Here is a 23,551-nt window from a genome sequence, read left to right as displayed (position 1 = left end):
TAAAGCAAAAAATGCCGGGTGAAATCAATCACCCGGCGATTTGGAGTCAGTTATTAGGTTTTATTAAAGAAGTAAAAGCCGAGCTAATGCTTCAAGGATAGTTCTTTTAGGTAATAATCGTTAAGGTTATAGGGATGAAATGTACTCGGCCATTCTTTCAATCAGCATCCCGGCGTATTCGCCATTTACGCTCTGGCCTTTTCTTGCATTTTGCAGCCAATATTCAGGGGATTTAAGTATGCCGTTTCTTACCAACACCTCCAAAGCTCCTTCAAGACCATTCTTGTTTTCTTCTATGTATGCTAACCCCAGTTGGGAAAGGATAGCGCCAGAAACTGCTTTGACAATTTCATCTCTCTTGGCATCAAACAGTGCATTATCTTGGCTGTTATCAATAAAGCCGATTTCGATTAGTACTGCAGGGGCCTTTGTTTCTCTTAAGACTTGATAATTAGCAGTTTTCACCCCCCGGTTTGCAAAACCGACCCCCACCAGGGAGCTTTGAATTTTTTCGGCCAGCCCCTTTGACTTGGCTCCCGGATTTAAATAAGTGTAAGTTTCTACACCAGCAGCCGCCTCCGGTTTAAAAGCATTACGGTGAAAGGATATGAAGTAATCAAAGCTGCCCATGTTTTCAAAATCACATCTAGCTTTCAGGCTTACACTAACATCAGACGTCCTGGTCTCATCGACGATTACTCCATGGCGTCTCAACACTGCTGCTACGGCCCGACCTAGGCTCAGCACATCATCAGCTTCTTTCCTTCCTTTATATACTGCGCCCGGGTCATTGCCGCCATGACCGTAGTCGAAACATAATCTAGCCATTAATCGTTTCCTCCTTATTTAGCTGGTCCAAAACCAGTTTGAGTTTCTCCGGAATAGGCAGGCCGATCTTGGCTGCGTTTTCCAGAATACTGATTCCTTCGTTGGATAAATAGAAGAAGATGACCGCGGTACGGACAGCGCTACCGTTTGTTATAACCTGGGCATCTATAATGTGTCCCACTGCCACCATGGCAAAAATCAGCACCTTCTTAAAGATGCCCCTGGCACCGACCTCGCTGGACAAGCGCTTTTCCAGTATGGCCAACATGACGCCGGTCAGGTAATCGACAACCACAAGGGTGATCAGCGCGTACAAAAAGCCGTCCCAGCCTCCCAAGACCCAGCCCAGCCAGCCGCCAAAGGCTGTAAAGGCGATTTGAATTGAGCTTTTCATTAGTTCATCCTCCTTAAAATTGGCAATAAAAAAGAGCCCCAAGGCCCATTCTGAAAAATAACTTAAGCTGCCTATAATTCGCTAGCTGATGCAATCCTGCCTGACACTTCCTTTTGTATGTCAGCTGGCACCTGATCAATGGTTCTCCTTCCCGCCAGCACCAGTTCAACCATCAAATCTGGGCTGACCGTGCCGGGAGTTGCTTCCGAAAGCTTGGCTACGGCTTCCATCAGTACCAGGTTGTAATGTTCCAACCTGCCAATTTTTTCATCCAGCGTGATATTACTGCTGCCACTTACCCGGCTCAGCCATTGGGCAGTAGGCTTTAGCTCCAAATGACAGCCTTCTTTGGCTAAAACCCGTATAGTTTCATAATTGGATAAATTAAGTTCAGGGTCATGAGCAAAAACACAGTCCTGTCCCGGAGCCAGCACCGGTTCAGTCTCGGATGCTTGCACTACTAAACCATCGGCTTTGTTATATACCAAAAACATTAATGCCTTAACCCCTTTCGCCTAATATTTGTAGATTTCAAGATTGCCTACCATAGATCCGCCGCCCCCGCCGGAAACATAAAAGTATATGGTAACAGACAGGGAAGAACGAAAGGGGATGCCTAAATTGGCTCTGCTACCGATTACATTGAGTTTTCCCGCTGAATCAGAGAACAGATTAACATTGGATCCTGGCCAGGCCACACTTCCGGATGCAGAACCAAATGCGGGAAAGGCTATGCCATCGACGGTAACGGTAGCCCTGCAAGAGCTGGTCCATGTAGTGCCGCTGCCTTGTATATAGATGTTCTGCAAGATGCCTGCGCCATTGTAGGAAATGGTTACACTTTGTTCAGTACTGCTCCAGCTGCAAGATGTTGATGATATAGTGCTTAACTGCATGATGGTGTAGTTCTTTATATAATTTTGCATAACATCTTTCAGGTTGCCGATTTTGGCATGCAGGCTACCCGCCGGATCATCGGCATCGTTCCTTACTCCGACCTGCCTGCGGATAAAAGCCAGAATCTCTTCTGAGCCAAACATCACACCACCCCCCGTTTTAATATCTCGCCTGACCATTGATAGGTCTTGATCTGCCTGACCCCGCCAGAAAAACCGGAAGCAGGGGGCAGGTACCGGTAAGCTTTGGAGATTAGATCACCGTCCCATATAAGCCAGGTAATAGCATTGTAGCCATAGATGCCATGTAAAAGGTTGCCCGTTTCCCCGTTATATACCCCGAAGTGGATGGCGTTCTCTGCTGTCCAGGCTCCGCTGTTTCCCGCTCTTTTGTAAGTGGGGTATAAGGAGTCTTGTATGGTTTCCCCATGTAGGTGGAAATGGTTATCAGCATCCCCGGCTTTTTTAATGATCAGCCAGTAGTAAGCGCCGCTCACCAAGTCAGATATATCTATAGGGATGCTGAAATATCCCTTGCTGGTGGGAATAAACTCTTTAGGCAGTACCATATATCTTAGCAACGAACCCGCCGTTGAACCGTCCGGATTAAAGCCGTCCCGTAGTTCAATCATAAGATCTGCACCCTGACCATGCCTGATAATTTCAAAGGTTACTCTCGCGATAGCGGCAGCGGCATCGGCTTTAAACCGTACCGCATGGTCATATCCGGCACAGTCAAATTCAGCAATGCCCGCTCCGGTTTTGCCACCAAAAGCGGTGCCTTCATAAATATGCGAGAATTCCTGCATCATCATAGCAGCATTAGCCAGGTTCTCATCGATTACTGTTCGGCCGCTTTCAGCTGCAAACAACACAAAAATCACCCCCTACTGCAGAGTAAGCCTGCATTCCACTGTCAAAATCATCTGGTTTTCCTTGCCCCAGGGCACTTTTAAGAGGTTAAACATAATGCCTGAACCGGGGGCATCGCTGGCGTCAGTAAAGATACAGGTCTTTTGGTGCTGCCCATTTCCTTCTCCAGACAAGAGCACCGTCCTGAAGCGGATTATGTTCCCGGACTGGGTCACCACCGATACCGCTTTGCGGTAAACTTCGGATATGGTATCCCCTTCGGCCGTATCATCACCAATAACAAGATAGGGGCTGGAGAGTCCGGCCAGCTTCTGGGCGGCTATACTTAAGCCTGCGCTGGTAACATAGTTTTTTAAGGGGCCGATAACTTTGCCATCCTCGTATTCCAAATACCATTCTGATTTAAGACTGATAATATCTTTCATGTCACACCACCCCATACTGGCCTAATACCACTGTCAGGCCAACCAGCGAGTCGGCTTCATCTGGCGATTTGTAGTTAAAGACCTGCACGTTCGCTTTTTGATAGGCCCTGAATTTGATAAAGCCCGGGAAAGGTACCGTTACAGCTTTGGAAAAGTCCACATCCGCCCATGGACTCCACTGGCTGCCATTAATACTTGTTGATATCTGCAGCCCCCTAGGCAATGACATAGCTTGGGTCTGGGGATAGATGCGGGCCAGGCTGCCAATAGTGGGTACAGCTTGGCTTTCCGGTTGCGGGATGTTGTCAAGCCCCCACTTATGCATTTCCCATATCATAGACATAGCCTAACCTCCTACGTGATATCCTCAGCTGTAATCACCGCCAGTATTGACCATAGGCCGACACTGGTGTTGGTTATCTGTTTGATACTGAAACCTTCTCCTGGCCGTATACATAAAGGCTTAACGTCCATTCCCCGGGGTATCATATTGAAATCCAGCAAAGGAGTGGCATTAAGGGTCAGGGGAATTTCATCGTTATTAAGAGTCACCGGCCACAGCAAGGCATCTTCAGCAATGGTGGCCCCGGTAGCAATGTGAATAGCCGCTGTTAGGTTAACATCCGCAGTATCAGCTTTTTGCGGGGTTATAACCGTACCGCCGCTCTGGCTGGTGGTACGCATAAAATCCAGTTCCACCCCTACGCCGGAAACCGATGTCAGTGACATGTTGACAATAGACAGCCTAGGGACCCGAATTAAATAACCGCTGCCTGCATCGTTATATATGGAAAACAAATGTTTGTTTTGCGCCAGAGAAACGCTAGGCGCTAAACAATAAAAGGTAGGAAGCCCTTGTAGGGCCACATACTGCTCATAGCCCGCTGTGCCTTCAATCGCCCGGTAGCGCGCGTTTAACTTTTTCCCGATGCTGTCGGGCGGGACTTGAATATATCCGCCAGCCATTACATCAACCTCCTATCATTACTGCGCTGCTTGCACAGCTTTCGACCAACCAGGGCCGGTTTCTGCCTGCTGTAAGCAACACATCTTTTATCGCTATGGCTTCGGTTCCATAAACGAACTTATGGATTAGTTTGGTGTCGTTCATTTTTTTCTTCTGCTGGGCGGAGACCAGGGCTTTAAGAAAATCGGCTATCCCTAAGAGACGTCCGCCGTATTCTATGGTGTATATCCAAAGACCGGCTTCACTTAAGGAGATGGTCACCTTTTGTACCAGGAAAACTGCGTTCACACCTCGTTCAGGAAGCTCAATGCTTACTAACTGTCCCGGTTCCCATCCCGGCACAGCGGTGATGAAACTTCCGCTGGTCTTAGGATTAGCCCATTCCCTAAGGTCGGCATTTCCGGCTGCTTCAGCAGCTTCAATGGTGGTCAAGGTATCATCTTTGATATAGTGCTCATACACTCCGTCGCCGCCTTCCAGGACGGCAATGGAAGCCTGGCTGGCCAAATCATCTACCACGGTAATAACATCAATGCTTTGCCGGGCGGTAAGCGAAATGGTCACGCCACTCTCGGGTGTATCAGTATCAGCAGAACAGCGCAGGTAGCCGTCGCTGAGGTTTACCAGATAATCCTTGGCATCTTCTTCATCCACACCCTCAACCCCGACGTTTTGCACAGTACCGCCCACCTGCAAGCTACATTCATTAGGAACCCAGGGGAGCACCCAGATACGAGCCGCACCGTCTGCTTTCCACTCGATAGTCTGTGGGTCGGACAGCATGCTGCCGCCCAGGACATATATGCGGTTGCGCAGTCCCTGGTGGTCGATACTTACTTTAAAATTGCTAAACCGACCCCCGGGCTGCAAGGTCATGGGAGCAGAAGTTCCCATTTGGGCAGGATCAAAAAAATGGACCACCTTGTAGTAGTCCACATACCACTGCCAGCCGATATAGTCGCACAGCCACTTCATACATTCCGACGGCATTTTGTAGTTGAATTCGGTGCCGGTAGACTCAATTACCGGTGCGCCGCTGGCTACCTCCGCCGCCGAAAAATCCGGACAATATTTAAGCAGGATGTCGCGTACAATGGCGTCAGCGCTTAAGCCCAGATAGGTTTCCACCACCAGCTTTTTATCCATCTGCAGGGTATAGTCCTGGCAGTCCACTTTCCACACCAGCGGAGCCTTATAATTCACCAGTTCCACCCGGTCGATGGTCCCGGCAAAGAGCCGAGGCTCTGTAAGACCGCTATCCTCGATGATGACTTCACTGCCCTGCAGGGGTTTTGATCCCTTAACCAAAAACGAGCAGCTGTCTACCTGACTGGTAAGGATTTGGCTGATACTAAGACTTCCCCGGCGATAGTCCGGCCAGCGCTCCATCCCGGCAACCTTAAGGCTTTTAGCCACTGAAACGCACCCCCTTGGCCAAGAGCGTCCGGTAAATCTGCTCGCCCACATCGGCGGTGCCGCCATTGACCGTTATGCTGATCCGGTTGATGGTGGTCGAGCTGTTACTTGTTGAATTAGCGGCAGCCGTACCCAAAGCTAAAGGGGCAACTCCTGCTAAAGCACTCTGCAAGTCAAGACCCCTTAAATTGTTTTTTAAGCTGCTGTAGGCGGCTGTTATATCAGCCACCCCGATTTTAATCTTGTCTACTAAAGAGGGGGAGTTGCGCTGATTGGGGTCCATACCGGAGCCCATTATGCTTCGCACTTCATCCATGACACTTTGCAAGGCGCTCATCCTGGACCTTATTCCCCGGATTAACTCACTCATGGCCTGGATGCCGTACCCGGCCGATTTCTTGACTATTTCCTCATACTTCTTTTCGATGGTGGCGATGGTTTCGGCGGCGTTCTTTTTAATTTCTCCGTTCTTTTCCTCCCAGGCCTTTTTGTACTTGGCCAGCTCCTCATCGGCCTTGGCTTTCATTTCCATGAGTTTGTTCTGCATTTCGATAGTCTGCTGGGCCAGTTGATTCTGGGTTTCCATCCTGATCTCGCTTAAGCGCTGGCCTAGATCAACCCGGGCTTGGCGCATTTCGATATTGGCTTCCGCCCGGGCCTGGGCGTTTTTGGTTTTCCAAAGGTTCACATATTTATTAAGCTCATCAGTTGTCAAGGTATTTAACGCCGCGACCTGGGGAGCCGCCTTGACCCCCATCTGCCTAAGTTCGTCAATCAGCCCCTCGTCAACCCCTTTGGCGGCCAGTGACTTCAGGTTGGCCTGCCAGCTGTCGAACTCTTGAACCTGATCCTCCAGATTGCCAAGCAAGGACTTGCCCGATACTTTTTGCGGTTTTACTTCATCAAAAAGCCCAATTTGGTTCTTAATGGACTCCACCTTGGCCGCATAGCTCTGTTGGTAGGCTTCGATGGCCTGGGCTTCTTTCTCTAAGCCTGCTGCCGTAATAGCGGCTAATTTATCTGACAGTTCCTGCTGCAAAGCGATTTCATCCTGGGCTAGTTTAGTTTTGACTTCCCGGCACTGGTCGGCGTACTCTTTTTCCGCTTTCAGCAGCTTGGCGTTGGTTTCATTCGTTATCTTTTCCAAGCTGTTGCGCATATCGACGAGAGTGGCAATAATGTCGGATACCGAGCCTTCTACAAAGGACAGTCCTTCTTGCATGCCGGTGCTCAAGCCTTCGCTGATATTAAGGCCGTATTCGCGCATCACCTGGGAGGGGGAGCGGATGGACAGGGCTTCTTTGATCTTGTTTTTTACGGTTTCGGCAATTTCCCCGGCGATTTCCCTGACTTTATCTATCCGGTCTTTAATCCCGTCGATAAGGCCCTGAATAATATGAGCTCCGATTTCCAGCAGAGTGTTGTGCAGGGTTCTTAGACCCTCGAAAGCGTTGACCACCACTGTCTTAATCCTATTCCACAGGGTGATGAAAATGTTTTTGATATGCTCCCAGGCCCCTTGCCAGTCTCCCTGCAAGACATCCAGGAAAAAGCCGAATGCGTTTACAATCACTTCCGCCGCAGTCTGAAATACCGCCTTAATAATGTTCCAGATATTGGTGAATACCGCAGTGATATCTTTACCCCAATTGTCCCAGAACACTTTAATGGCGGTTCCGGCTTTGGCGATAACGCTCCCAATATCCGCCCAGATCTCCTTGACCGTGTTACGAAAGCCTTCATTGTTCTGCCAAAGCTCCTTTACGGCCAAAACCAAACCAGCGATAACGGCTACAGCGATACCAATAGGACCGGTTAAGGCGGAAAAAGCCGCCCCCAAAGCTGCGGTAACCCCGCCGGCGCTGGCGATAGCGGCTGCAGCTGTACCAACTACCCCGGAGATGGCCCCGGCGGCGGTGACCAGCTGACCGATAATGAGGACAACCGGGCCTATGGCGGCAGCCACCCCGGCCACAACCAGAATGGTTTTTTGGACGCTGGGACTCAAAGCGCCGAATCTTTGCACCAGTTCATTTAATCTCTGGATTAATGGGGTTATAACTGGTAGGATATGTTGGCCCATAGTTGCACCCAGCTCTTTAATGCTTTCGGAGAAAACCCGCATCTGGTTAGCCGTTCCCGCCCCGGTTCTCTCGAAATCCCCCTGGGCGTTCTTGGTCATGGCCAGGACATAGTTGTACCTGAGTTGGGTCTGCTCCGCCTGATTCATATCCTGGATCTTCTTTTTAATCCCCTGGCTGTAGGCGTATTCCTGCAGATTGGCCTGGGTCATAACAATGCCTAATTCTTTCAAAGATTCGGTCTCGCCGGTAAATACCGACTTTAAAGCGGTATCCGCGATGTCGATGCTGATGTTCTTAAAACTGGACAGATCTCCGGCCAAACCCACCAGGGTCTTGCTCATTTCTTCCGCCTGCGCGGTGTTGAGTCCCAAGCTGGTGGCCATGTCCCCATAGGTAGCAGCCATATCCAGGGCAGTGCCCTTGGCGATGCCATAGCGTTCCAGGGTGGTATCGCTCCAGTTCTTAACGCCTTCAGCGTTATCCTGAAAGGCTACCTCCACCTTGTTTAGAGCTTCATTGGTATCTGAGGCCAGTTTCACCGCAGCGGTTCCGGCGGCTGCAAGCGGTGCGGTAACCGCCAGGGACATTCCCTGACCGGCACTGGTGATGCTGCTGCCCGCCGCTTTAAATTTCTGGCTGGCTTCTTCGGCCTTTTTAGAGAGCTTAGTCCAGGCGGAAGCTTGCAGTTCCAATTCCTTGACCGTATTTTTCAGGGAGTGTTCCATATTGGCCAGAACCTTTTCGGCCTGCAGCATTTTAATCCGCAGTTTTTCCAGCGCCGCCGCATCCTGCTCGGTGCTGCCCGCCGCTTTGTCATAGGCATCTTTTAAGGCGGCAACTTTTTGCCTTTGCACCTCAGCCTGCTTGTTTAAGTATTCAACTTTTAATTTAAGTTGGTCGGCGGCGCTGCCCATATCGCCCATCTTGGCGGAGGCTGCCTGAAATTCAGCCCTGGCCAGCTTAAGCGACTGATCTAATTCTTTCATGCCCTGATTAAAGCCGGTGTTGTCCAGGCCGACTTTGACCAGCAGTTCGCCGATGGTTTCTGCCAACTGTGCTCACCCCCTCACCAAATGTCATCAATGTAGCCGCTAGGATTGTTTTCAGCTTCGTTTATTAACGTTCCAACAATGAGAAGATCCCAAAACATATCGAGCGTCATAGCGTCAATCTGTTCCGGAAGCCAGTGGTAGCTTTGGGCCAGGCTCAAATAGTAATACACCACCATTTGATAAGCCGACAGATGGCTTAGATCCGGTCCGTCGGCGGGATTTACTTTGGGAGTTCTGCCATCTTGCGGCTGACTGCCTCGGCCACCCAACTGGCAATCTGGTAAAAGAGAGGGACAAACTCATCCAGGTCCAGTTCCTCTTCGATAACCTCAGCGGTTATTTCCGGGTGGTTAAAGGCAGCGGCGATCAGGCGTTCCATCTCGCTTAGAGCTTCCTCATCGCCTTGCTCTTTATCGCCGAATTTATCCTTGAATTTGGTCACTTCGCGCCAGAGTTTGACCTTGGGCGGCGGCGCGGTGTATGTCTTTCCTTTAAGGGTAATCTTGGGGTTCTCCATCAATATCCCTCCCTTTGTGATAGCGATACAAAAACCGCCCCGATTGGCTTAAACAGCAGTGGTGAAGCTGCCTATTAAGGTTGTAGCCAGGTTTTGGCCGTAAATATCCCTGACACCCTGCGTGCATACCATGATGTAATCCGCGCCCGGGGCTAAATTGCTGGCCGGGTTAAAAGTCACCACCTTGTGTTCCGTATCAATACTAAGGACTCCGGCAATTAAGGACCCATCATCAGCCTTTAGTAAGATAAAATTAGCGGCGGTTACATCGGTAGCCTGGATGGCGTTGGCAAAGGTCCAGGTCAGGTTAGCGTCTGCTGCCACTCCGCTGGCTTCATCCACCGGACTTATTGTCACCGTCAAAGGGCCGGGGGCCGCTCCGTCTACCGCCGTAAACCAATTTGTGCCGGTTGAAGCTGTCCAATCGGGATGATCCTCATCGCCGATCTTCTGCCAGGCGTTGTCAAAGGTGCGTTTAATAAATGTCCCCTTGATTTTGGGGGTCTGAAATTTGGGCTTATCCTCCGCAGTCTGGTACTCCTGCTCCTGCAGGGCGAATTTCCCTTTATACAGCCATACATAGCGGTAGCTGCCGTTGCTCTTTTTGGACTTGAATCCCAGAGCTACATAGGGCGCAGTATCGGTTGACTTCTTGACCAGCACCCCGCCGGTGACACTGTGTCCCAAAAGGACCGCCTGGGTGTTTAAGTCAATGTCTTTAGTCTCAAACTCCACATCGATTTCTCCCAGCGAGGTGACGGTTTCATCAGGCCCGTCGTCACAGTACAGGGTTTCTGTGTTGCTTTTGGGACTTATTTTGGCGTTGATAGCCCCGGCTATGGCCACCGGGCTGTTATATGTCGCTGCTAAAGGCGTATCGCTGGTAAGAACCGCGTAATACAGGCTGTTTAAGCCTACTTGTACTCCTGCCATTTTCTAACCTCCTTCAACTTCCCGCTCAGTCACATACCTGAGCGCTTTGTGATATATTCCGGTATCGTCTTCATAAAGATCGGCGCTGCTAGTTCTTTTAAAGCCTAAATATTTCATGGTTTTGTCTACCTCGGCGGCAATAGGGGAGGTGCTGGCTGCTTTTACCCACACATCCACTTGCACGTGCACCTCAGCCATAAAGGCAGTGTTGTCTGCCCAGGCGGAATCGAAATTAGTTAACTCAAACAATGTAATATATTTATCTAAGCCCTCCGGCGCTTTCAACTGGTAGATATGAGGCCCACCCAATAAAGCCAGTAAATCGGTATTTTCCTCCAAAGCCGCCAGGACTTCCGGTTTGACATTGATCATAGGTCAAGCCCCGCTTTCAAGGTCTGCCTGATGGTTTCCAGCACCTGTTTTTTGCTTTCGGCTTGGGCCGGACCCATAAAAGGGCGGGCGGTCATCTTGGAGGTGCCGTACTCCAGAAATTTGCCATAAAAAAAGGGAGCCGTTGGCCCCACCTCCACGTATTTGCCGTTTTCATCCTGCTTTGGTTCGCAAATCACGATATTGTCGGCCAGATGCTCCTTAGCCTCTAAACTGCGCGGCGCTTTTTGGCTAGCCTTTTCCTGGACGACCTTGGCACCGGCATAGAGGGCCTGGTTCTCTACCGGAGCGGCTCTTTGCCCCAGTTCCTTTAGCCTATCTAAAATCTCGTCCATACCTTCCAGAGTCAGATTACCCGCCACCGGGGATCACCTCCTTGCACATCAGTTCGATTATGCGGTGCCGCTCATCCTTATCGATTACCGACAGAATTTGAAATACCCGGGAGCCATATAATACCCGCATGGAAGTAGTTAGCCCGGTTCGGTAGCGGATTTTAATCCGGGTGGTGACTTCCGACTGCAAGGCCCCCGCCTGGAAATATTCTTTACCCGATATGTCCGAAACTGCTGCCCACACTATGGCTACTGTAGTCCAGTTTTCTAGGGGGATGCCTTCTGATTTTGTGATAGTCTTGGCCTGCAAGGCAATACGCTGCCGCATCTGACCCATTAAATCGCGCTTCTTCATAATTACCACCCTTCTCGGCGGTAGGCGAATAAGAGCCTGGTCATAAACTCAATTAATGCTTTCATGTCGACTGCTTCCCGTAGTTCATAAAGATTGCCGATAGCATAGAGTAGGGCTTGTTTAACTGTTTCCGGCACCTCGGTAAATTCGGTCAGGGGAAAGCGCAGAATGTCCTGGCAGAGCTCCTCGGCAGCACCTATGAGATCGGTGATGAGCGTATTGTCTTCATCACCGTCTACTTTCAGATATAGTTTTACTTCCTCCAAAGAAAGCACCAATACGCCCACCGCCTTTCATTACTCAACTGCCATGAGTCCCGCAGCTTTAAGCTTAGCGAGGAGGGCATTGAAATCGGTTACCAGGCCTTCAATCGTTGATGCCGTACTGTCCGCTTGAGTTCCTGCAGGCTTAAGTTCATTACCTGCAAAGGTCAGTTTACCGCCAACCGCAATCTCCAGCTCCCCGCCGATGACGGTTTTCTCGCCGCCTTGCTCGGCGTAGTTTTTAACATTGCTCATAACCCTCACCTACACTTTCATCTGCAGTACCTTGATGGCTTCAGGAAGAACCAGCTTGCCGTCCACCCGCTGTGTTGCCTTGAATCCCACCTGTCCGGTAGCCGCATAAAGCTCGTTCAGCCTTTGGAAGGACCTGCCCTGACGATCAGCCACCCAATAGTAGCCGAAATCGCCGAAAGCGATAGTTTTAGCCCCGGCCGCGATGGCCGGTACATAGGCCGAGGTCTTGACCGGCCGGTTTAGGATGGTATCCGGCTGTCCGGCAGTAATGGAGGGCTGCCAGAGGTACTGGCCGTTGCCGTCCTTTAATTTTCTGATGGCTTTGACCGTGGAATCGTTCATCACGAATACGGCGTTTTTGCGGTAAGGGGACTTAAGGCTGTAGAACAGATCCATGATCTCATCCACCGTAATAGCTGTTGCCGAGGCAGCAGTTACACCCAGTTCCGCTCCGCCGGTAGCATTGAAAATCCCGGTCGGCTTGCCGGTTCCGTTACCAATGAAGAAGGATTCCTCTTCCTTGGCACCGATTCTGCGGGCAAATTCCCGGGCGATATATGACGCCAGATTAAAGATGCTGTCATTTAACAATTCCTCGGATACCTTGATCATGGTCGCTAGCTTGTAGGCCCCTATGGAAACCTGCCCGAAGGCATCGTCTGATTCCTGAATGGCACCTTCTTCATCCACCCAGGAAGCGGTTCCTTTGGATGCTACGACCGGTATTTTGCGGTCGCCGCTGGCAGTTTGGATGATCTTGGCCATGGTGCGGAAGATGTTTTCTTCATGCAGGGCTTCGACCAGGGTACGCTCGAACTCGTCCGGCACCAGGTAGCCTCCCTCGGAATCCGTTCCCACCTGCAGCGCGTTCAGGACTTCGTATCCCGCTGTCTTGCTGCGCATGGCGTTCCAGAAGGCTCGTTTGTACTCGTCACTGGCCCGGCCGGTTTTATTCTCAGGGTTGGGCTGCCCGGGCTGACCGGTAATGGGTGTATTGATGGGCTTGTTAAGCTCCGCATCCAATGCCTGCTGACGCTCCAGCCGATCGATTTCTTTGCCGAGATTCACCACATCGGCTTCCATCTTTTCATAGGTGGCAACGTCTTCGGCGGAAAGGAGCCCGTCAGCGCCGCGTTTGCTGTCCAGAAAGGCTTTTGCGGCATCCCAGGCTTTGGCTCTTTTCTCACGCAGTTCTAAGATTTTGCTCATGGTTATTCCTCCCATTCTAATGTTTTAATAGGCTGAGCCGCTTTTCCAGGTAGCTAAGCGGGGTGCCGGTCGGCGGTTTAGGGTTATTAACCTGGGACAGCGGAAACTTTCTTACCAGCGCGTTGGTGACCGTCATTTTGTCAAAAAGATAAGCCGCGCTGGGCGGCTCGTTTAGGTGTTCTTCTGTTGTGTATAGGACTTTGTCGGCAAAGCCCAGTTCCACTGCTTTCCAGGCATTAAACCAGCTTTCGGCATCCATCATGTGCGAGATTTTGGCTCTTGATAAACCGGTTTTCTGCTCGTAGGCATTGATAATGCTTTCTTTAACCTCTGACAGCATGGCAATACCGCTTTTAAGGTCAGATATTTCCCCGAATATGACGGTGGCGGGGTTATGGATCATCATCATGGCTACCGGAGACATGTGAACCTCGTCCGCCGCCATGGCGATTACTGAAGCCGCACTGGCAGCAAGTCCTTCGATTTTGACGGTGATATGTCCCGGATATTCTTTTAACATGGTGTAGATTTGACTGGCGGCAAATACATCGCCGCCTGGGGAGTTGAGCATCACCACGACATCCCCATCCTCAGCGTAGAGCTCGTTTTTAAACTGCTTAGGGGTAATATCGTCGTCGAACCAGCTGTCCTCAGCGATATACCCATCTAAAAAGAGGGTTCGATTCTGTTCGTTTTTAAGCCAGTTCCAAAACTTTCTGCTCATTGGCTGACCTCCTTTCTGTTGGTATTGGCATACGCGCCCACATCTTCAAGCTTCAGCATGTTGCCGTTCATGGCATAAATATCGCCATGCTCGATGGTGTTCATGTTTTCTAAGGTTCTTACATCGTTGGGGCTTAAGAAACCGTTTTGAATACCTATGGCGTAGCCTTGCATCCTCGAGGCATAGTCGCCCCGCAATAGTCCGTCCACCACAAAACCCACAAAATACTGGCCCTTTTCGGATGGGCTGAGCAGAGCTTTATTCATTCCTTGCTCGAGCCTTACCAGCCAGGGCCGGATGGTATGGACTACAAAACTGATAGATTGATGCTCGATGTTGCTGAAAGTGGCTTTGTCCAAGTTGGCCACCAGATGGGGCGGCACCCGAAAGATCCGGCAAATCTCCTCGGTTTGAAACTTCCTGGTTTCAAGAAACTGCGCCTGTTCCGGCGGTATACCGATGGACTGGAACTTCATACCTTCTTCCAGCACAGCTATCCGGTGGGCGTTGCCGCTGCCCTGGTAGACCGCGTTCCAGCTTTCCCGGATTCGGGCCGGGTCTTTGACTACTCCAGGATGCTCTAAAACTCCGCCCGGACTGGCTCCATTGGCAAAGAATTTGCCCCCATATTCTTCGGTGGCGATTGCCATGCCGATGGCATTCTTGGCCATAGCGATAGGAGAGTAGCCCACTAGTCCGTCAAAACCAAGCCCGGGAATATGCAGGATATCTTCCGGCCTTAAGATTACATACCCGCTGTCCTTGCGGTATTCGTAATATAGCTGTCCATCAGTTGTCCGATCTACTGTCATGCGGTCAGGCAGCAGGGGATAAAGGGCCAGGATTCGGCCCCTACCGTCTCTAATTATCTGGGTATAGGCGTTGCCCCATAATAAAAGATGACTCATCAGTGTTTCCCGAAACACAAATGAAGTCATCTCCGGATTAGGCTCATCATGGAGCAGATAATATAGCTGGTGGTCTGTGGCTTTCTCCTTGCCATTGTCCGTGGATCGGTAAATATTGAGTGGCAGACTGGCTATGGTTTCCGCCAGAATTCGGACGCAAGCATATACCGCGGTGGTCTGCATGGCCGTTCTTTCATTGACGGTTTTGCCGCTGGCGGTTCCGCCGAAGAAAAAGCTGTATGTGCTGCCATACAGACGATTTTTAGGACTTGCTCGGGGTTTCAGCAAGCCCGAAAGAAAAGGTATTTTCATAAATCGTTCCTCCTGAAAATGGGCATGAAAAAAGCACCTCCGAGGAGATGCTCAAATATTATGTAACTATGGTAATCGAATTATGTTTAGCTTATTATGCCATCTATTAAGATTATTCCCTTTTTGTGCTTCGAAATAAATTCTGTTCGCAACTATGTCCGCTGCTCTTACAAGTAGTTTTGATTTGGAATTGCACAATTGTAATTGTACATCTAACAGTCTGGGAAAAATTGGTGGATAAAAGGCATTGTAACTGTAATTATATGTTCCATTTCTAAATTCTTGTTCAAGCCCCTCTTTTAATTCATAATATCCATTGGTTGCGGTTGTATGTTCATCGATGTAAAAGTACAGCCGCTCTATATTATCTGGAGCAATCACATTCTTGCGAATCAAGTTTTCAAAAGCTCTTTTAACTCCAATCTTGTATGCGTAATCAAGATATCTTTGTTTATCTTTCTTGCTTTCAAAAATCCTATCCAAGACCGACTTTTGATCAATTACTGCCCCGAATTTGTAACAGTTATTAAGGGAACGAAATAGCTTACCTTTATCCTTATTCGATAAATTAGTTGCCTTAAGTTCAAATTCTTTTGGCAAGTTTCTTGCGGTCCGGATTGCTTTTTCAGCAGCAGCATATCTGTGTGACCATTCCTCCTTAGAAAGGGTACCTAAGATTATCAAGCCGCCGAAAACAAAGATATCATTATGTACTTTGTCAAACACTCCAGATTCATCAGAATAAATATAAATATTCATATGAAACCCTCAAAACAAAAAAACCGCCAATTGGCGGCCTCGTGACCGACGACATTACATGTCGCTTAAACGCTAATTCGGTTACACGAGTATACAGCGTATTTCTACCTGCATATTAATTATATGTTTAATGAGGGCGAAAGTCAACGGAGTCTGTTTTTTTAAATTTTACATTAAATGATAATTATTCCTCTTTGATCATATACACTACCATCGTTACCCTCATGTCGAATAGCCCTATCCAACGCCATAATCAGTGCAACAGCTCCATCAATCCGTTCGGTGCTTTTCTCTTTATCGGGCTTGATATTGCCTGCCGGATCAGTTCGGATAAAGATATTATCCATCATCCAGCGCAGAACCGGATGGCCGCCATGGGCGATTTTTTCTTCCAGGGTCAGTTTCATCAGTTCCTTGGTAGGCGGGGACATATCCTTGAAGCCCTGGCCAAACGGCACCACTGTAAAACCAAGCCCTTCCAAGTTTTGCGTCATCTGCACCGCTCCCCAGCGGTCAAAGGCGATTTCTTTGATATTGTATTGGGTACCCAACTCCTCAATAAAGGCTTCGATAAATCCGTAATGCACCACATTGCCTTCGGTGGTTTTCAGAAAACCTTGTTTTTGCCACAGGTCGTAGTTTACGTGATCGCGTCGTACCCTGAGGTCGAGGTTTTCTTCCGGTATCCAGAAGTAGGGGAGAATATGAAATTTATCGTCCTCATCAACCGGAGGAAAAACCAGTACAAAAGCCGTTATATCGGTAGTGCTGGACAAGTCTAGCCCGCCATAGCAAACTCGGCCTTTTAATTTTCCCGGGTCAACCTTGAAAGCACATTTATCCCATTTCTCCATGGGCATCCAGCGTACTGCCTGTTTGACCCATTGGTTAAGCCTAAGCTGCCGGAAGCTGTTTTCCTCAGCGGGGTTTTGTTTCGCGCTTTCACAAGCAGCTTTAATCTTGTCGATACTTACGGTTATACCCAGCGACGGATTAACTTTTTTCCACACTTTAGGGTCAGTCCAGTCGTCATCTTCCTCCGCTCCATAGATTACAGGATAAAACGTCGCATCATGCTTACGACCAGCCAGCAGGTCTTTGGCTTTTTGATGCACCTCATAGCAAATACTGTTGACGTTATCGCCCGCTGTCGTGATGAGGAAGTAAAGCGGCTGCATCCTTGCATCTCCGGAGCCTTTGGTCATGACGTCAAACAATTTCCGATTAGGCTGGGTATGCAGCTCGTCAAACACCACGCCGTGGATGTTGAAACCATGCTTCGAATAGGCTTCAGCCGACAGCACTTGATAAAAGCTATTGGTCGGCAGGTAAATAAGCCGCTTGGTGGAGGCCAGGATCTTAACACGTTTGTTCAGTGCGGGACACATCCGCACCATGTCGGCGGCGACCTCGAACACAATAGATGCCTGCTGGCGGTCGGCAGCACAGCCATAAACCTCGGCACGCTCCTCGTTGTCCCCGCAGGTAAGAAGCAGAGCGATGGCGGCTGCCAATTCAGACTTGCCCATTTTCTTTGGAATTTCCACATAAGCCGTATTGAATTGCCTATAGCCGTTGGGTTTCAGTACCCCAAAAATATCGCGTATAATCTGTTCCTGCCAGTCTATGAGTTCAAAGGGCTTACCAGCCCAGGAGCCTTTGGTGTGGCACAGGGCTTGGATGAACGCCACAGCATAGTCGGCGGCATCTTTACTGTATTTTGAATCCGGTGCCATAAACTGTGTCGGTTTATATTTCTTTAGTTTACGTATATTGCCGCCTCCTTTCTTAAAGCGAATAAAAGAAAAGAGCCTCATTAAGAAGCTCTGTTAACCGTATATTTTTTGGCCTTCAGTTATTTGCTCTCATCTTCCTCGCCCGTCAGGATAAAGCGCGCGTACTCGGTCTTGTGGTCATTAAGGTAATTAACCAGTTCGTGAAAGCCTCGGGAGTATGCTTCCTGCCTAACGCGGGGGATGTCAAACATATTCGTGACGCCGCTTTCCCTGATGGCTAAAATCTGCAACCGAATGGTTTCGTTCATTTGGTCTCCTCCATTTCTGCCGACTTGGCGGCTGCCCGGCGCAGAGTATTATCGAGTTTTCTTATTTCATCCTCGCCAAATACTACCCCCAACCCACTACCGGAGTCCCAGCTGACAAATACGGTGCCGGTATCGTCCATAAATGATACTGTGCCTTGGTCGCCAGGTTTCAGCCTGGTGTACGGGTCCTCCATACGGACCAATTCGACCCGCGTACCCGGGGGATAATATGACCTCAAAGCCTTTAACATTTCAGGATGAATCTGCTTCATGCTTCAGTCTCCTCCTCCAAATTGCGCTGGCCGTTTTTGAAAGCAGCGCTGCCGGTCAGCCTGGAGAGCAGGATTTTTCGTTCCGTTTTGTACTCCGGCCCGATAAAGCCCAGGCGCAGCAGGAAGCAGCGAAAAGTGTATTTTTCGTTGTCATAAGCCTTTTCGGTGGCAGTTACCCGATGCTGGTTCTTGGCCATGGCGCAGAGCGCACCGATGAAGCGGGCATATGCGTTGACTTCTTCCGCTGCAAGGCTTCTAGAGAACCAAGGGAAACGCAGCCTGTCCTCGATCAGTTCAATTGGCAACCTGTCTGTGTCCAGTGCTTTCTTAATAAGGGTTTCCTTGCTCTTAACCAGCCGCTCCAGATTGGCAATGGCGGCTTCGGTAAAACCTTCCCTGGGCATCTCAATAACCAGTTCGCTCGGCGCTTCAAATTGAAATCCGCGTTGGTCAAGCTCGTCTAATAGTTGCTCAAGATCTTCCTCACTGTTGTTTTCACTGGCGCTGAGGGTGCCTTCTTTGTTGACGGTAAATCCGCCGATGACATAAGCAAATGTGGGAGCGCCTTTGTATTCCGATGCAGTATTCAGGATTTCGCTGATCACCTGAACCAGTTCTTTACGCCTAGCGCCGGTAACGTTAAACTTAAATTCCATGAGATCGACCACCTTTCGTTTTGGTAGTCATATACATCACTCTTAAGCTGTGGAATAGCAAGCCTTTATACCGGTTTTTGCACACTTTTCAAGGGTATTTTCTGACCACCACGCATAAGGAAAACATCTGCGTCGGAACCCCTAAAATCAATGTACCTATTCACAATAACATCGCAGAACTTCTCGTCCAGCTCCACGGTGTAGCAAATCCGGCCGGTCTGCTCACAGGCGATCAGGGTACTGCCCGAACCACCGAACGGATCAAGAACTATACACCCTGTCATGCTGGAGTTGAGTATCGGGTAAGCTATTAGCGGCACGGGTTTCATGGTCGGGTGGTCGGCGTTCTTCCTGGGCTTGTCAAACTCCCAGATAGTAGACTGTTTACGATCGGAGTACCAGGCGTGTTTTCCCGCTTTCTTCCAGCCAAACAGGATCGGCTCGTGCTGCCACTGGTAAGGCGAGCGCCCCAGTACCAGCGACTGCTTTTTCCAGATACATGTTCCCGAGAGATAGAATCCTGCTTCTAAAAAGGCTTTGCGAAAATTCAGTCCCTCGGTATCGGCGTGGAACACATAGATACTTGCGTCCTTGGCCATCGCCTTTTCGGTCAGGGTGAAAGCTTCCAGCAGAAACTGATAGAACTTCTGATCCGCCATATTGTCATTTTTAATTTTGCCTGCTGTACCCTCATAGTTGACGTTGTAGGGAGGGTCAGTCACCACCAGGTTGGCAAGTTTACCGTCCATAAGTAGGGAAAATGTCTCCGCTTTGGTGCTATCGCCGCAGACCAAGCGATGCTGCCCCAGTAACCAGAGGTCACCCGCCTTAGATATAGCGGGCTTGGCTAGTTCGCCTTCTACATCAAAGTCGTCTTCTTTAACGCCCTCGGCACCGCCCAGTAGTTTGTTCAGTTCCGCATCGTCAAAGCCGAGAAGAGATACGTCAAAATCGGTAGCCTGCAAATCGGCAAGCTCTACCGAGAGCATCTCCGCATCCCAGCCAGCGTTCAGGGCGAGGCGGTTGTCAGCTATAATGTAGGCTCGCTTCTGGGCTTCGGTCAGGTGTTCCGCAAACACGCAAGGTATTTCAGCAATACCTTCCTCCTTGGCAGCGAGGATGCGCCCGTGCCCGGCGATGACATTGAGATCTTTATCTACGATGACCGGATTGACGAAGCCGAACTCCCTAAGTGATGCTCGAAGCTGAAGTATTTGCTCCTTGCTATGTGTGCGGGCATTGCGAGCATATGGTACTAACCGGTCGATATTAACTTTTTCAAAACGCTCGGTTGTGTTCATCCATACCTACCGTCCTTTCCTGCCTGATAGCAGGGCTTCCATAATATCGTCCTGCGGGTTGCCGACGAAGGCTGTAGTGCAATTCTGTTTAACAATGTCAAAAATCTCGTACCAGATGAGGTTGGCCTGCTTCTGAAAGGATTGGCTCATCTGTACGAAGGGGCTGGCTATAGCGCCGCCCGTGGTCGGGTGTTTGCCCAAAAGCCCATAGGTGCTGATGGCTTCCTCACACTGGATGTAGCGAGTGAAAGCCTGGGCATAGGCTTCAATCAATCTTGGGTTAACGAATTTCTCACACCCACGCTCTTTAAGCCATTTCCAGGTTTCTTTGAACAGAACGTCAGCGCCCAGCGGCTTACCGTCTTTCTGTCTCGCGCTGAGGTAATCGCTGGGCGTTGGCATATCTTCTCCGTATAAATCGGCCGCATCGTCAAGGTCGCTCGCTTCAAGCATCGACTCGGGATGCAGGTCCGGGGCTGCTAAAACTTTTGCGGCCTTTCCGGCCGAGATTTTGTCAGCCAGGGGCTGCGGCTTGTCACCGGCGCGAACCCGACGGCCGCCCCTATTGGTTCCGTCTTTTGCCACAAGCCTTCACCTCCTTGCTGTGGCCGGGTTTAATCCCCCGTTTGAACCGTGATTTTTACGCGCGAAGGGGGCCGCCCGTTCTCCAGGGTAGGGTTGTAGAGATTTAGATCCCCCTGGGGGAGACATGATACTCATTTCCTCCAACGACCGCCTTCGCGGGCAGTGATCTCGGAGTGGCAGGATGTACACAAACTCATGAGGTTATCCACATCATTGGTGCCTCCCTGGGACAGCGGCTTGATGTGGTGTACCTCCTGGGCCGGGGTGACCCGTCCAAGACTTGCGCACTTCTCGCAGAGAGGGTGTGCGGCAATGTACCGGTCGCGGATTCGTTTCCAAGTCCTGTTGTAGCGTTTCTTCACGATCGGGTCACGCTGGTACTTTTCATATTGTTTGTCGGTCAGCTTTTGATGTTCTTCGCAAAACCTGTCGTGTGTCAGCTTTGGACAGCCAGGGTAAGAACACGGCCGTTTGGGTTTAAAGGGCATTAAAATTCACCTCGTTAAAGGCATATAAAAGCCTCCGCAGTGTCCCGCGAAGGCTATTGATACAGCTTCGATACTATTATTATACAGAGACCTAAAGCAAACACTCCCTCAGAATTCCCTCATCTTTATCCGAACAACATACTGCGCAGGTGATTCAGCGCGTTGCTCCTCAGACGCTCGATATGGCTTTCGCTGTAGCTGAGTTCACTCATCAGTCGGTAGGTTGCACCGGACTTCTGATTGTCACCCATGTAAAATTCAGAAAGGATGTGCTGCTCGGTATCAGTCAGGCTTGACCAGGCAGGTTCAAACCACGCCATATACTCTATAGCCTGGCTGTAGCGCTCCCGCAGGATATCCAGCTTGTCAATCTGCGCCGCCAGTTTGTCGGCTCCGGCTTGCGGATTCCTTGCTGAAGGCATCCTTGATAGCTTGGGGGTTCGGGGCGCAATCATTTTTTCGTACACACTCTTTATTTCCTCCGGAGTGTTGTTGATGATAAAACGCATATTGTTATAGTCGCGTATGGCGGCAATCGTCGCCGCGTTCTTATTGATGTATTTCAGCGCAATCATATGACCGCCTCCTTTAAATTTGCCTTGACCGCGTCAATTAGAGCGGTCTGGACTTTGTCCTTTCTTTTTAAGGCGCGTATCACATCTTCATCAATGGTGCCCTTGGTAATGATATGGTGAATAACCACCGTATCCTTTTGCCCTTGCCGCCACAGCCTGGCGTTGGTCTGCTGGTAGAGTTCAAGGCTCCAGGTAAGCCCGAACCACACCAGGGTGGAACCGCCCGCTTGCAAATTCAATCCATGTCCGGCCGATGCCGGATGAATCACAGCCAGTGGTATTTTTCCATCATTCCAGCGCCTGATGGAAGCTGCGCTGTCCAGCTTCACAGCGGGGAAACGATAAAGTATCCGTTCAAGATCGTGCTTAAACCAATAAGCCACCAGTACCGGTTTGCCGTTGGCGGCTTCGATAATATCCTCTAATGCGTCCAGCTTGCGATCATGTAAGTGTGCTACACCGCCGTTCTCATCATAGACCGCTCCGTTTGCCATCTGCAGCAGTTTACCTGACAGCGCAGCGGCATTAGCAGCGTCAATATCCCGCCCTTCCAGTGAAAGAATCAGATCCCGCTTTATGGTGTCATAGGCTTTTTGCTCTTTCTCCGGCAGCCAAACAGAAATCTCGTTCATCACTAGTCCCGGCAACTTTATATAATCAGTGTTTTTCATACTGATGGTGATGTCAGAAATCAGGCGGTAAATCTCATCCTCTGCTCCGGGTAGCGGTTTATAGCTAAACACCACAAGCTGATTGCGCTTTTCCGGGGTAAAGAATTTGTTACGGTAATGGGTGATGAAGCGACCGAGCCGCTGACCCATGTCAAGAATGCCGATTTCCGCCCATAAATCCATGAGACCGTTACCGGATGGTGTGCCTGTTAACCCAACGATGCGTTTTACCTTCGGGCGGACACGGCGAAGTGCCTTGAATCGCTTTGAACTATATGCCTTGAAGGAGGAAAGTTCGTCAACCACTACCATGTCGAAATCGAAGGGAAGGCCGCTCTTATTAACCAGCCAGTCCACGTTTTCCCGGTTGATAATATACACATCAACGTTTCGCATCAGTGCAAACTTGCGTTCCTGTTCAGTGCCAATGGCCACTGAGTAGGTCATGCCTTTCAGGTGATCCCACTTTTCGATTTCAAAAGGCCAAGTATCTCGTGCCACTCTGAGGGGGGCGATAACGAGTACCTTGCGGATGAGAAAACTGTCTAGCACAAGGTCAAAAATGGCAGTCAGCGTAATTACGCTCTTGCCAAGCCCCATATCCAGAAATACCGCCGAAATAGGATGCTGCAGTATGAAATTGGTTGCATATGTTTGGTAGTCATGAGGACAATATTTCATCAATCATCTCTCCAATCTGCTCGGCACCGTCAATGCAGAATACTAAATACCCTAACGCCTCAAGTTGCCTTTTTCGCTTTTCCTGCAAAGGACGAAGTCGTTTCCCTGGTGCTTTAAGTTCTACGAAGGCAAGCTTGCCATGGGGTAGAAGTACTAAGCGGTCAGGCACACCATCAAAACCTGGTGAGATAAGCTTCAGGGCGACGCCGCCCATCGATTTGACTGTGTTTGTGAGTTTTATTTCTATGGTTTTTTCTCTCATACAAGTCCTTTCTGCCAGTTCCAAGGTTCCAAAGTTCCAAGAATTCCATATAACCTATACGCGCGTATATGAGGTAAACACGATACCCTTTCTCTATATACAAAAATATTTATATATTTTG

Annotated in this window: 31 protein-coding genes; all 31 read right to left on the bottom strand. The window is 49.7% G+C overall.

Annotation, left to right across the window (positions count from 1 at the left end; genetic code table 11):
* Positions 1–126: 126 nt before the first annotated feature.
* Complete coding sequence (locus AWB54_RS00500; protein WP_061212691.1) at positions 127–828, bottom strand: N-acetylmuramoyl-L-alanine amidase family protein; 702 nt, start codon at positions 826–828, stop codon at positions 127–129.
* The gene (locus AWB54_RS00495) at positions 821–1,222 is read right to left on the bottom strand and encodes a phage holin family protein (RefSeq protein ID WP_061212690.1); all 402 of its coding nucleotides are present in this window, start codon (positions 1,220–1,222) and stop codon (positions 821–823) included. The genes AWB54_RS00500 and AWB54_RS00495 overlap by 8 nt, the downstream gene beginning before the upstream one ends.
* A gap of 71 nt (positions 1,223–1,293) precedes the next feature.
* On the bottom strand, positions 1,294–1,716 hold the full coding sequence (locus AWB54_RS00490) for a CD1375 family protein (RefSeq protein ID WP_061212689.1): 423 nt from the start codon (positions 1,714–1,716) through the stop codon (positions 1,294–1,296).
* A gap of 21 nt (positions 1,717–1,737) precedes the next feature.
* Positions 1,738–2,262 (bottom strand): hypothetical protein, encoded by a 525-nt coding sequence (locus AWB54_RS00485; RefSeq protein WP_061212688.1) that lies wholly within the window; start codon positions 2,260–2,262, stop codon positions 1,738–1,740.
* Complete coding sequence (locus AWB54_RS00480; protein ID WP_061212687.1) at positions 2,262–2,993, bottom strand: hypothetical protein; 732 nt, start codon at positions 2,991–2,993, stop codon at positions 2,262–2,264. Before AWB54_RS00480 ends, AWB54_RS00485 begins: the two co-directional genes overlap by 1 nt.
* A 12-nt stretch (positions 2,994–3,005) precedes the next feature.
* Positions 3,006–3,416 (bottom strand): hypothetical protein, encoded by a 411-nt coding sequence (locus tag AWB54_RS00475; protein ID WP_061212686.1) that lies wholly within the window; start codon positions 3,414–3,416, stop codon positions 3,006–3,008.
* A 1-nt stretch (position 3,417) separates the two neighbouring features.
* A complete protein-coding gene (locus AWB54_RS00470) occupies positions 3,418–3,759 on the bottom strand; it encodes a hypothetical protein (RefSeq protein ID WP_061212685.1) in 342 nt (113 codons plus the stop codon).
* 11 nt (positions 3,760–3,770) lie between these two features.
* Positions 3,771–4,382: a hypothetical protein gene (locus tag AWB54_RS00465; protein ID WP_061212684.1), complete on the bottom strand. Its 612-nt coding sequence runs from the start codon at positions 4,380–4,382 to the stop codon at positions 3,771–3,773.
* A 4-nt stretch (positions 4,383–4,386) separates the two neighbouring features.
* A complete protein-coding gene (locus AWB54_RS00460; RefSeq protein ID WP_061212683.1) occupies positions 4,387–5,799 on the bottom strand; it encodes a hypothetical protein in 1,413 nt (470 codons plus the stop codon).
* Entirely contained in the window at positions 5,792–8,935 is a 3,144-nt protein-coding gene (locus AWB54_RS00455; RefSeq protein WP_061212682.1) for a phage tail tape measure protein, read from the bottom strand. Before AWB54_RS00455 ends, AWB54_RS00460 begins: the two co-directional genes overlap by 8 nt.
* Positions 8,936–9,155: 220 nt before the next feature.
* The gene (gene gpG / locus AWB54_RS00450) at positions 9,156–9,452 is read right to left on the bottom strand and encodes a phage tail assembly chaperone G (protein ID WP_061212681.1); all 297 of its coding nucleotides are present in this window, start codon (positions 9,450–9,452) and stop codon (positions 9,156–9,158) included.
* A gap of 48 nt (positions 9,453–9,500) precedes the next feature.
* Positions 9,501–10,385 carry a major tail protein gene (locus AWB54_RS15835; RefSeq protein WP_160328882.1) on the bottom strand — a complete coding sequence of 295 codons (885 nt, stop codon included), beginning with the start codon at positions 10,383–10,385 and terminating at the stop codon, positions 9,501–9,503.
* A gap of 3 nt (positions 10,386–10,388) precedes the next feature.
* Complete coding sequence (gene gp17 / locus AWB54_RS00440; protein WP_061212680.1) at positions 10,389–10,757, bottom strand: tail completion protein gp17; 369 nt, start codon at positions 10,755–10,757, stop codon at positions 10,389–10,391.
* A complete protein-coding gene (locus AWB54_RS00435; protein WP_082735925.1) occupies positions 10,754–11,137 on the bottom strand; it encodes an HK97-gp10 family putative phage morphogenesis protein in 384 nt (127 codons plus the stop codon). Before AWB54_RS00435 ends, gp17 begins: the two co-directional genes overlap by 4 nt.
* Complete coding sequence (locus AWB54_RS00430) at positions 11,127–11,465, bottom strand: phage head closure protein (RefSeq protein ID WP_061212679.1); 339 nt, start codon at positions 11,463–11,465, stop codon at positions 11,127–11,129. Before AWB54_RS00430 ends, AWB54_RS00435 begins: the two co-directional genes overlap by 11 nt.
* 2 nt (positions 11,466–11,467) lie before the next feature.
* Positions 11,468–11,740, bottom strand: coding sequence for a head-tail connector protein (locus tag AWB54_RS00425; RefSeq protein WP_235811051.1), 273 nt, complete (start codon positions 11,738–11,740; stop codon positions 11,468–11,470).
* A gap of 21 nt (positions 11,741–11,761) precedes the next feature.
* Complete coding sequence (locus AWB54_RS00420; RefSeq protein WP_061212678.1) at positions 11,762–11,983, bottom strand: hypothetical protein; 222 nt, start codon at positions 11,981–11,983, stop codon at positions 11,762–11,764.
* 9 nt (positions 11,984–11,992) lie between these two features.
* Complete coding sequence (locus AWB54_RS00415) at positions 11,993–13,192, bottom strand: phage major capsid protein (protein WP_061212677.1); 1,200 nt, start codon at positions 13,190–13,192, stop codon at positions 11,993–11,995.
* A gap of 16 nt (positions 13,193–13,208) precedes the next feature.
* Positions 13,209–13,916 (bottom strand): head maturation protease, ClpP-related, encoded by a 708-nt coding sequence (locus AWB54_RS00410; RefSeq protein WP_061212676.1) that lies wholly within the window; start codon positions 13,914–13,916, stop codon positions 13,209–13,211.
* Positions 13,913–15,130 carry a phage portal protein gene (locus AWB54_RS00405; protein ID WP_394326488.1) on the bottom strand — a complete coding sequence of 406 codons (1,218 nt, stop codon included), beginning with the start codon at positions 15,128–15,130 and terminating at the stop codon, positions 13,913–13,915. Before AWB54_RS00405 ends, AWB54_RS00410 begins: the two co-directional genes overlap by 4 nt.
* Positions 15,131–15,202: 72 nt before the next feature.
* The gene (locus AWB54_RS00400) at positions 15,203–15,895 is read right to left on the bottom strand and encodes a DUF3800 domain-containing protein (RefSeq protein ID WP_061212674.1); all 693 of its coding nucleotides are present in this window, start codon (positions 15,893–15,895) and stop codon (positions 15,203–15,205) included.
* A 173-nt stretch (positions 15,896–16,068) separates the two neighbouring features.
* On the bottom strand, positions 16,069–17,667 hold the full coding sequence (locus AWB54_RS00395; protein ID WP_061212904.1) for a terminase TerL endonuclease subunit: 1,599 nt from the start codon (positions 17,665–17,667) through the stop codon (positions 16,069–16,071).
* An 83-nt stretch (positions 17,668–17,750) separates the two neighbouring features.
* Positions 17,751–17,939, bottom strand: coding sequence for a DUF5049 domain-containing protein (locus AWB54_RS00390; RefSeq protein ID WP_061212673.1), 189 nt, complete (start codon positions 17,937–17,939; stop codon positions 17,751–17,753).
* Positions 17,936–18,211 carry a DUF4314 domain-containing protein gene (locus AWB54_RS00385; protein ID WP_061212672.1) on the bottom strand — a complete coding sequence of 92 codons (276 nt, stop codon included), beginning with the start codon at positions 18,209–18,211 and terminating at the stop codon, positions 17,936–17,938. Before AWB54_RS00385 ends, AWB54_RS00390 begins: the two co-directional genes overlap by 4 nt.
* On the bottom strand, positions 18,208–18,867 hold the full coding sequence (locus tag AWB54_RS00380) for a hypothetical protein (RefSeq protein ID WP_061212671.1): 660 nt from the start codon (positions 18,865–18,867) through the stop codon (positions 18,208–18,210). Before AWB54_RS00380 ends, AWB54_RS00385 begins: the two co-directional genes overlap by 4 nt.
* Before the next feature lie 65 nt (positions 18,868–18,932).
* On the bottom strand, positions 18,933–20,168 hold the full coding sequence (locus AWB54_RS00375) for a site-specific DNA-methyltransferase (RefSeq protein ID WP_061212670.1): 1,236 nt from the start codon (positions 20,166–20,168) through the stop codon (positions 18,933–18,935).
* A 6-nt stretch (positions 20,169–20,174) separates the two neighbouring features.
* A complete protein-coding gene (locus tag AWB54_RS00370; protein ID WP_061212669.1) occupies positions 20,175–20,753 on the bottom strand; it encodes a P27 family phage terminase small subunit in 579 nt (192 codons plus the stop codon).
* Positions 20,754–20,884: 131 nt separating this feature from the next.
* On the bottom strand, positions 20,885–21,241 hold the full coding sequence (locus AWB54_RS00365) for an HNH endonuclease (RefSeq protein ID WP_061212668.1): 357 nt from the start codon (positions 21,239–21,241) through the stop codon (positions 20,885–20,887).
* Positions 21,242–21,366: 125 nt separating this feature from the next.
* Entirely contained in the window at positions 21,367–21,816 is a 450-nt protein-coding gene (locus AWB54_RS00360) for a sigma-70 family RNA polymerase sigma factor (RefSeq protein ID WP_061212667.1), read from the bottom strand.
* Entirely contained in the window at positions 21,813–23,168 is a 1,356-nt protein-coding gene (locus AWB54_RS00355; protein ID WP_061212666.1) for a DEAD/DEAH box helicase, read from the bottom strand. Before AWB54_RS00355 ends, AWB54_RS00360 begins: the two co-directional genes overlap by 4 nt.
* Complete coding sequence (locus AWB54_RS00350) at positions 23,149–23,430, bottom strand: VRR-NUC domain-containing protein (RefSeq protein WP_061212665.1); 282 nt, start codon at positions 23,428–23,430, stop codon at positions 23,149–23,151. The genes AWB54_RS00355 and AWB54_RS00350 overlap by 20 nt, the downstream gene beginning before the upstream one ends.
* Positions 23,431–23,551 lie beyond the last annotated feature (121 nt).

Origin of the sequence: Syntrophomonas wolfei subsp. methylbutyratica (genome assembly GCF_001570625.1) — a bacterium.
Classification (GTDB): Bacteria; Bacillota; Syntrophomonadia; order Syntrophomonadales; family Syntrophomonadaceae; genus Syntrophomonas; species Syntrophomonas methylbutyratica.
The sequence above is the reverse complement of the archived record's forward strand: the minus strand, read 5'-3'. Positions and strand labels throughout refer to the sequence as shown.